Origin of the sequence: Anaerostipes hadrus ATCC 29173 = JCM 17467, from assembly GCF_030296915.1 — a bacterium.
GTDB classification, from domain to species: Bacteria; Bacillota; Clostridia; order Lachnospirales; family Lachnospiraceae; genus Anaerostipes; species Anaerostipes hadrus.
In genome coordinates, this window is record NZ_AP028031.1 from 1 (window position 1) to 10000 (window position 10000).

Below are 10000 nucleotides of genomic sequence, written 5' to 3' on the forward strand. Positions count from 1 at the left end.
ACTTTTATTTTTCGATTGAAAAAAGAAATTTTTTGTTATACACTATATGCATAGTGCCGTATTATGCACATTTATAAAAATATGATTTAGAAAGGGATTTATGTTATCCATGAAAAACGAAATTGAAAAAATTTGGGATGATGTATTAGTCAAGCTTGAGCAAGAGCATGACGTCTCCAGTGCTGCGATCAATGCCTGGATTAAGCCATTACATATCAAAGATGTCCAGTCAAATAAGATCATTCTGTCTCTGGATGCAAAATACGATGAGCGGGGTATTCAGTTTATCAAGAAAAAAATGTACGATTTTTATATTTCCCTTGCTATTTCTGATCTGACAGGAAAGAAATACGATATCGAGTTCGAACTTGAAAAAGAAGGAGAAAAACCACAAGAAACTCCTGCTGCTGCACCTGAACATGATAATAATAACTTAAATCCCCGCTATACTTTTGATACATTCGTAATCGGCGACAATAACCGCATGGCACATGCCGCAAGTATTGCTGTTGCGGAAGCTCCAGCGGAAGCCTATAATCCGCTGTTTTTATATGGAGGTGCTGGTCTTGGAAAAACTCATTTAATGCACTCCATTGCACATTACATTATTGAACACAACAGTTCTTTAAATGTTTTGTATGTAACAAGTGAAGACTTTACAAACGAAGTCATCAATTCAATTCAACATAAAAAACAAGAAGAATTGCGCAGCAAATACCGCAATATCGATGTTTTATTGGTCGATGATATTCAGTTTGTTATTGGTAAAGAAAGTACTCAGCAGGAATTTTTCCATACTTTTAATGCACTTTATAACTCTAAAAAACAGATCATTCTTTCTTCTGATAAACCTCCAAAAGAACTGGATGTTTTAGAAGAGAGACTTCGAAGCCGTTTCAGCTGGGGACTACCAGTTGATATTCAGCCTCCAAACTATGAAACAAAGGTTGCGATCCTTAGAAAACGTGCGGAATTAGACAATATTTATATTGATGATGAGATTTTTGACTATATTGCTACCCATATTAAGTCTAATATCCGTGATCTGGAAGGTGCCTTAAACAAGATCAAAGTTTATTCTAAATTAAATAAGAAACCGATCGACCTTGAATTATCAAAAATCGCCCTTCAGGATCTGATCGACAACAAGACAAAACAAGCTATTACACCTGAATTGATCATGCAAACAGTTGCAGAACATTTTAATATTCAGACAAGTGATATCATTTCCAAAAAAAGAAGTCATGATATCGCCTATCCACGCCAGATTTGTATGTATTTATGCAAGAAAATGACGGATCAGTCTCTTGTTAAGATTGGTGAGATCATTGGAAAACGTGATCATTCTACTGTCATTCATGGCATTGAAAAAATTGAAAAAGACTTAGACAAAGACCCTGAATTAAGCAAGGTTATTGATGTTATTACCAAAAAAATGGATTAATTTTTATTTTTTCCACATTTTTTCGATAGTTATCCACATTTTTCGTGGATAACCTGTGGATATCCTGTGTATTAGTATTTTTGCTGATTTTGGTGATGTTGATAAATCTATGATTATCCTCTGATTTTCATCAAGTTTTAAACATTTTATCAACCCTTATAACCCTTTATACTTAGCGGTTTTTTAAGGTTATCCCCAAATCCACAGCTACTACGACTATTACTACGACTTTTATTTATTTATTTAACAACAATCTGACACCGAAAGGAGTTATACACATTTATGAAAATCATATGTACAAAATCTGATTTAGTGCATGCTGTTTCTATTGTTTCCAAAGCAGTATCAAACAACACCACGCTTCCCATCTTAAAATGTATTTTAATTGAAGCTAGTACAGGAAATATTAAATTAACAGCGAATGATATGGAACTTGGAATTGAAACTACCATTGATGGACAGATTCATCAGCCTGGTAAAATTGCAATTGAAGCAAAACTTTTTTCTGAAATCGTTAGAAAATTACCGGATAATGACATAACAATAGAAACAGATGATCAGTACAAAGCAACGATCACTTGTGAAAAAGCATGTTTTCAGATTATGGGACAAGAAGGTGAAGAATTTCCTTCTTTACCAGAGATTGAAAAAAATCAAAATATCACTTTATCCCAGTTTTCTTTAAAAGAAGTGATTCGTCAAACAATTTTTTCGATTTCGGATAATGAAAATACGAAATTAATGACGGGTGAATTATTTGAAGTAAAAGATGACCAATTAAGTGTTGTATCTTTAGATGGACATCGAATTTCCATCAGACATATTGAATTAAAAGATCATTATGATCCGTTTAAAGTTGTCGTTCCTGGGAAAACTTTACAAGAAATTGTGAAGATCATTTCTGGAGAAATGGATGAAAATGTTTCAATTTATGTAACTTCAAAACATATTTTATTTGAATTTGATAATACAAGAGTTGTTTCAAGATTGCTGGAAGGGGAATATTATAAGATAAGCCAGATGTTATCTAGTGATTATGAAACAAAGATTACAATTAACAAAAAAGAATTTTTAAATTGTATCGACAGAGCGAGTCTTTTGATTCGTGAATCTGATAAAAAACCAATTATTATCGATATTGCTGACCATTCATTAAAATTAAATATTAATTCTTTCTTTGGATCTATGGAAGAAGAAATTCTGATCCAAAAAGAAGGAAGAGATCTGTTAATTGGCTTTAATCCAAAGTTTTTGATGGATGTTCTTCGAGTGATCGATGATGAAGAAATCAATATTTATCTGGTAAATCCGAAAGCACCTTGTTATATCAAAGATGATGCGGGAACATACAATTATCTGATTCTTCCGGTTAATTTTAATCATTAAGAAAGGACTTTTGAGATGGAAATTAAACTTAAAGATGAATTTATTAAACTTGGACAGGCATTAAAAGCAGCTGGACTTGTAGATTCTGGAGTTGTGGCAAAAATTGTCATTCAGGATGGTGAAGTTCTTGTGAATGGAGAAGTTGAAACAAGAAGAGGAAAAAAATTATATGGTGGCGAAGTTGTATCTTTTGATGGTCAGGAGATTCATATCGTCAAATAGTTTGGAGTAGTATGATTATTAAATCTTTGGAATTAAAAAATTATCGAAATTATGACGAACTTTCCATGAATTTTGCGAGTGGAACGAATTTATTGTATGGAGATAATGCCCAGGGAAAGACCAATATTCTGGAATCAATTTATTTAAGTGCGACAACAAAATCACACCGTGGAAATAAGGACCGGGAGTTGATAAAGTTTGAAGAGAATGAAGCTCACATAAGAATTCATTTCGAAAAACAGGGAATTGATCATCAGTTAGATATGCATCTTAAAAAAAATAAAGCAAAAGGTGTGGCAATTGACAGAATTCCGATTCGAAGATCCAGTGATCTGTTGGGACAGATTCCGGTAATTTTATTTTCGCCCGAAGATTTAAAGATTGTAAAGAGTGGTCCAAGTGAAAGAAGAAAATTTCTCGATATTGAATTATCCCAAATGGAAAGATTATATCTGTATCAATTAACAAATTATAATAAAATACTAGTTCAGAGAAATAATCTGTTAAAACAGATACGTTTTCAGAATAATCTGATAGAAACATTAGAAGCATGGGATATTCAGCTCGTAAAATATGGTTCAGAGGTTATTAAATATCGTGAAAAATTTATCAAACATTTGGGTGAAGTTTGTCAAAAGATTCACAATAAATTAACTGGCGGGAAAGAAAAAATTTTACTGGAATATGACCGCGATGTAGGGTATGATAGTTATTTAACGGAACTTGCAAAGAAGAGACAAAAAGATTTAAAATATTCTACAACGACAGTGGGACCGCACAGGGATGATATCAGTTTTATTGTGAATGGGATTGATATCCGCAAATATGGTTCCCAAGGGCAGCAGCGGACAGCAGCGCTCTCTTTGAAGCTGGCACAGATCCAGTTGATGAGAGAAGTGATGAAAGAGTCACCGATCCTGCTGCTTGATGATGTTTTATCTGAACTTGACAGTAATCGTAAGACGTATTTACTAGAGAGTATCAAGGATACGCAGACGATCATTACCTGTACAGGTCTGGATGAATTTATTAGTAAACATCTGCCGATCCAACGGATGTTTCAGATAAAAGCAGGAAAAATTGTAAAGGAAAATTAGGAGGAAACTATGGGTACACAAAAAAATGGAGAATATGGAGCTGATCAGATCCAGATTCTGGAAGGGTTGGAAGCTGTACGTAAAAGACCCGGAATGTACATTGGTAGTACATCAGAAAAAGGACTTCATCATCTGGTATACGAAATTGTAGATAATGCCGTAGATGAATCTCTGGCTGGATTCTGTGATACGATCATCGTAACATTGAACAAAGACGGCTCTGTAACGGTTGAGGATAATGGGCGTGGAATTCCGGTTGGGATCAATAAGAAAAAAGGTGTATCCAGCGTTGAAGTTGTATTTACGATCCTTCATGCAGGAGGTAAATTTGGCGGTGGAGGATATAAAGTATCCGGAGGTCTTCATGGTGTAGGATCTTCTGTGGTTAATGCTTTATCTGACTGGTTGGAAGTTACAGTCTGCAAGGAAGGACATATTCACAAACAGCGTTATGAGAGAGGAAAAGTATGTTATCCGCTGAAAGTTCTTGGAGATACAGATAAAACTGGAACAACGGTTACATTTTATCCAGATGCAACGATTTTTGAGACGATTGATTTTGATTATAATACGCTGAAGAGAAGGTTAAGGGAGACAGCTTTCCTAACAAAGAATTTAAAAATCGTCTTAACAGATGATCGTGGGGAAGAACAGGTTTCTGAAACGTTCCACTATGAAGGTGGTATTAAAGAATTTGTGACTTACCTGAACAAGGGGAAAGAAGCACTTTATCCAGATGTGATCTATTGTGAGGGTGAAAAAGATGGTGTGTATGTTGAAGTTGCATTCCAGCATAACGATTCTTACAATGAGACATCCTTAAGTTTTGTAAATAATATCATTACACCGGAAGGTGGTACACATTTATCTGGATTTAAGATGGCATTGACATCAACGTTTAATGATTATGCGAGAAAGAATAACCTTCTGAAAGAAAAAGAAGATAATTTAAGTGGTGAAGATATTCGTGAAGGATTGACTTCTGTTATCAGTATTAAGATCGGGGAACCTCAGTTTGAAGGTCAGACAAAACAGAAATTAGGAAATAGTGAAGCGAGGGGTGCAGTTAACAGTATTTTATCTGAGCAGTTGAAATATTTCTTAGAACAAAATCCTCAGGTTGCGAAGATAATCTGTGAGAAGGCTGTACTTGCACAGAGAGCAAGAGATGCTGCGAGAAAAGCGCGAGATCTTACAAGAAGAAAGACAGCACTTGATGGTATGAGTCTTCCTGGAAAACTTGCCGATTGTTCAGATAAGAATCCGGAAAACTGTGAGATCTATATCGTCGAGGGAGATTCTGCGGGTGGTTCTGCAAAGACGGCTCGTTCCCGTGCAACTCAGGCAATCCTGCCTCTTCGTGGTAAAATCTTAAATGTTGAGAAGGCAAGGCTTGATAAAGTACTTGTCAATAAAGAGATTCAGGCAATGATCACAGCATTTGGTACAGGAATTCATGAAGATTTTGATATCGAGAAATTAAGATACCATAAGATCATCATCATGACAGATGCCGATGTTGATGGTGCACATATCGCAACACTGCTTCTGACGTTCATATACCGCTTTATGCCGGAATTGATCAAGAAAGGGTATGTATATCTTGCCCAGCCTCCTCTTTACCGTGTAGAGAAGAATAAGAAGTTCTGGTATGCTTACAGTGATGAGGAATTAAACAACATTCTTCAGGAAATCGGACGAGATAACAATAACAAGATCCAGCGTTACAAAGGTCTTGGAGAGATGGATGCAGAACAGTTATGGGATACAACCATGGACCCTGAGAAGAGAATTTTATTAAGAGTAAACCTCGATGAAGATTCAGCTTCAGAGATCGATCTGACATTTACAACACTGATGGGTGATCAGGTAGAACCAAGACGAGAATTTATTGAAGCAAACGCAAAATATGTACAGAATCTTGATATTTAGGAAGGGAGAAACAAATGGACGAGAATACAATTTTTGATAAAGTTCATGACATTGACCTCAAAAAAACAATGGAGAATTCATATATTGATTATGCCATGAGCGTTATCGCTTCCAGAGCTCTTCCAGATGTGCGTGACGGTTTGAAGCCGGTACAGAGAAGAATTCTTTATGCGATGATAGAATTAAATAACGGACCTGATAAACCACATCGTAAATGCGCTCGTATCGTCGGTGATACAATGGGTAAATATCATCCACATGGTGACAGCTCTATCTATGGTGCGTTAGTTAATATGGCACAAGAATGGTCCACGAGATATCCATTGGTAGATGGACATGGAAACTTTGGTTCTGTTGATGGTGATGGTGCAGCTGCCATGCGTTATACAGAAGCAAGATTAAGCAAGATTTCTATGGAGCTTCTGGCTGATATTAACAAGAATACAGTTGATTTCAGACCAAACTTTGATGAGACAGAGAAAGAACCCGCTGTCTTACCTTCTCGTTTTCCAAACTTATTAGTGAATGGTACACAGGGAATCGCGGTTGGTATGGCTACGAACATTCCGCCTCATAACCTTAGAGAGGTTATTAATGCAGTTATTAAGATCATTGATAATCAGGTTGAGGAAGATCGTGAGACAACGATTGAAGAATTATTAGAGATCATTAAAGGACCGGATTTTCCTACAGGAGCGACGATCCTTGGACGTTCTGGAATTGATCAGGCTTACCGTACAGGCCGTGGAAAGATTAAAGTACGTGCTGTTACAGATATTGAGGCAATGGCAAATGGAAAGCAGCGTATTATCGTAACAGAGCTTCCGTACATGGTAAACAAAGCAAGACTGATCGAGAAGATCGCAGCTTTGGTAAGAGAAAAGAAAGTGGAAGGAATTACAGAGCTTCGTGATGAATCTGACAGAAGTGGTATGCGTATCTGCATCGAACTTCGTCGTGATGCGAATGCGAACGTAATCCTGAACCAGTTATATAAACATACACAGCTTCAGGATACATTTGGTGTGATCATGCTGGCACTTGTTGATGGACAGCCAAAGACAATGAATCTACATGAGATGCTAGATTACTATCTGACACACCAGAAAGATGTTGTGACAAGAAGAACACGCTATGAATTAAATAAAGCGGAAGAACGCGCGCATATCTTAGAAGGATTACTGATCGCACAGGATAACATCGATGAAGTGATCAAGATCATTCGTGGAGCCGAGAACATTCAGGCAGCCAAGCTTGAATTGATGGAACGCTTTGGACTTTCAGATGCACAGGCACAGGCAATCGTTGATATGCGTCTGAGAGCACTGAATGGTTTGGAACGTGCCAAACTTGAAAAAGAATACAAAGAATTGATGGAGCGTATCGGTGAATTGAAGGCAATTCTTGCAGATGAAAAGAAATTACTTGGAGTTATCAAAGATGAAATTGCACTGATCCGTGACAAATATGGCGATGAAAGAAGAACACAGATTGGATTTGATGTTGATGATATTTCCATGGAAGATCTGATCCCTAGAGAAAATACTGTGATCACAATGACAAAACTTGGATATATCAAGAGAATGACTGTTGATAATTTCAAAAGTCAGAATCGTGGTGGTAAAGGTATCAAGGGAATGCAGACAATCGATGAGGATTACATCGAAGAACTGTTTATGACAACGACACATCACTATATCATGTTCTTTACAAATACAGGACGTGTATATCGTCTGAAAGCATATGAGATTCCTGAGAGTGGAAGAACAGCACGAGGAAGTGCAATCGTTAATCTGCTTCAGTTACAGCCAGGAGAGAAGATTACAGCAGTGATTCCACTTGTAGATTACGAAGAAGGAAAATATCTGTTAATGGCAACGAAATATGGTGTTGTTAAGAAATCATCTATCATGGAATATGCAAATATCCGTAAGACAGGATTAGCAGCAATCACATTAAAAGATGATGACCAGCTGATCGAAGTTAAATATACGGAAGATGATGAGGATGTATTCCTTGTAACGAAGAATGGACAGTGTATCCGTTTCCATGAGAGTGACGTCAGATGTATTGGACGAACTTCTATGGGGGTTCGTGGAATCAATCTGACAGGTGATGACGAAGTTATTGGAATGCAGCTTGACAGTCAGGGAGAAGCGTTACTGATCGTATCTGCAAATGGTATGGGTAAACGTACACTGACTTCTGAGTTTACAACACAGCATCGTGGTGGTAAAGGAATTAAGTGCTACAAGATCACAGAAAAGACAGGTGATGTTGTAGGTGTGAAGGCTGTGAATGACGATAATGAGATTATGATGATCACAACAGAGGGAATTATCATACGTACAGCGGTAGATTCTATTTCTATTCTTGGAAGAAATACTTCTGGAGTAAAAGTTATGAATGTTGGTGAAAATGTTGAAGTAGCCAGCATCGCAAAAGTCCGTGAAGAGAAGCTTGAAGACGAAATGGAAAAAAATACAACAGAAGAATAAAAATAAAAATCAGGGCGTAGATGAATTGTCTATGTCCTGATTTCGTTATATAATAAAACAATGATACCAAGGTCAAAATCTGATGCAGCTTTATTTGCAGGAAAATTTATGATATTTTGGCAGTGACAATAAAATATTTTTGGAGGAAAACATGAGAACGATTCATACAGATGAGATCATCAAGAATATAAAAGAGATGTGCATCGAGGCAAATTTATCTCTGACAGAAGATATGAAATGCCGTTTTAAGAATGCAACAGAAAGTGAAAAGAGCCCATTAGGAAAACAGATTTTAAATCAATTGCAGGAAAATATGGAAATTGCAGCAGCAGATCAGATTCCAATCTGTCAGGATACAGGAATGGCAATCGTATTTTTAAATATCGGACAGGATGTTCATATTGAGGGTATGGATTTACATGATGCAGTTAACGAAGGGGTGCGTCAGGGGTATACAGAAGGATATCTTAGGAAATCTGTTGTAAAGGATCCGTTGATCCGTGAGAATACAAAAGATAATACACCTGCGATCATGCATATAGATATTGTCCCAGGGGAAAATCTTGAAATTCTAGTAGCTCCAAAAGGATTTGGAAGTGAAAATATGAGTCGTATATTTATGTTAAAACCAGCAGATGGAGAAGAGGGGATAAAGAAATCAGTAATTCAGGCAGTCAAAGATGCAGGACCTAATGCCTGCCCACCAATGGTTGTAGGTGTTGGATTGGGTGGAAGTTTTGAAAAAGCAGCATTTCTAGCTAAGAAGGCATTGACGAGAAACTTAGATACACCATCTGAGAAGCCACATATTGCGAAATTAGAGAAAGAATTGTTAGAAGAAATCAATCAGTTAGGTATTGGTCCAGGAGGGCTTGGAGGTTCAACAACTGCGTTAGGACTTAATATTGAGACATACCCTACACACATTGCGGGAATGCCATTAGCAGTAAATATCTGCTGTCACGTAAATCGTCATGCACATAGAGTGTTATAAAGAGTTAGATATTATCTATCGTTCAGACGAAATTTTTAGAATATAGTATTTTTTAAATACAAGGAGTAGAAGATTATGGAGAAACATTTAAATGTTCCAGCAAATACAGAAGAGTTGGCAGAGCTTAAATCTGGAGATTATGTATATTTGACAGGAACGATCTATACAGCTAGAGATGCGGCACATAAAAGAATGTATGAAACGCTGTTAGATGGGAAAGAATTACCAGTAGATGTAAAAGGGCAGTTTATTTATTATCTCGGGCCAACACCAGCAAGAGAAGGACAGGTCATTGGATCAGCAGGACCGACAACAAGCAGCAGAATGGATAAATATACCCCAACGATGCTTGATCAAGGATTAAAAGGTATGATCGGAAAAGGGAAACGATCTTCAGAAGTCATTGAATCAATAAAACAGAATGGTG

8 protein-coding genes (1 of these 8 cut by a window edge) are annotated in these 10000 nt (G+C 36.8%); all 8 read left to right on the plus strand.

Annotated features, from left to right (window positions below; genetic code table 11):
• Positions 1–109: 109 nt before the first annotated feature.
• Positions 110–1444, plus strand: coding sequence for a chromosomal replication initiator protein DnaA (gene dnaA / locus QUE18_RS00005; protein WP_008392980.1), 1335 nt, complete (start codon positions 110–112; stop codon positions 1442–1444).
• A 282-nt stretch (positions 1445–1726) separates the two neighbouring features.
• Positions 1727–2830 (plus strand): DNA polymerase III subunit beta, encoded by a 1104-nt coding sequence (dnaN, locus tag QUE18_RS00010; protein ID WP_009203096.1) that lies wholly within the window; start codon positions 1727–1729, stop codon positions 2828–2830.
• Between the two features lie 15 nt (positions 2831–2845).
• On the plus strand, positions 2846–3052 hold the full coding sequence (locus tag QUE18_RS00015; protein WP_008392977.1) for an RNA-binding S4 domain-containing protein: 207 nt from the start codon (positions 2846–2848) through the stop codon (positions 3050–3052).
• 11 nt (positions 3053–3063) lie between these two features.
• Complete coding sequence (gene recF / locus QUE18_RS00020) at positions 3064–4149, plus strand: DNA replication/repair protein RecF (RefSeq protein WP_008392976.1); 1086 nt, start codon at positions 3064–3066, stop codon at positions 4147–4149.
• A 9-nt stretch (positions 4150–4158) separates the two neighbouring features.
• The gene (gene gyrB / locus QUE18_RS00025; RefSeq protein WP_008392975.1) at positions 4159–6081 is read left to right on the plus strand and encodes a DNA topoisomerase (ATP-hydrolyzing) subunit B; all 1923 of its coding nucleotides are present in this window, start codon (positions 4159–4161) and stop codon (positions 6079–6081) included.
• A 14-nt stretch (positions 6082–6095) separates the two neighbouring features.
• Positions 6096–8579 carry a DNA gyrase subunit A gene (gyrA, locus tag QUE18_RS00030; protein WP_009203097.1) on the plus strand — a complete coding sequence of 828 codons (2484 nt, stop codon included), beginning with the start codon at positions 6096–6098 and terminating at the stop codon, positions 8577–8579.
• Between the two features lie 151 nt (positions 8580–8730).
• The gene (locus QUE18_RS00035) at positions 8731–9573 is read left to right on the plus strand and encodes a fumarate hydratase (RefSeq protein ID WP_009203098.1); all 843 of its coding nucleotides are present in this window, start codon (positions 8731–8733) and stop codon (positions 9571–9573) included.
• A gap of 75 nt (positions 9574–9648) precedes the next feature.
• Positions 9649–10000: the 5' portion of a Fe-S-containing hydro-lyase gene (locus QUE18_RS00040; protein ID WP_009203099.1), read on the plus strand. It continues 203 nt past the right edge of the window; 352 of the gene's 555 nt are visible here — the first part of the coding sequence; it begins with the start codon at positions 9649–9651; the stop codon falls past the right edge of the window.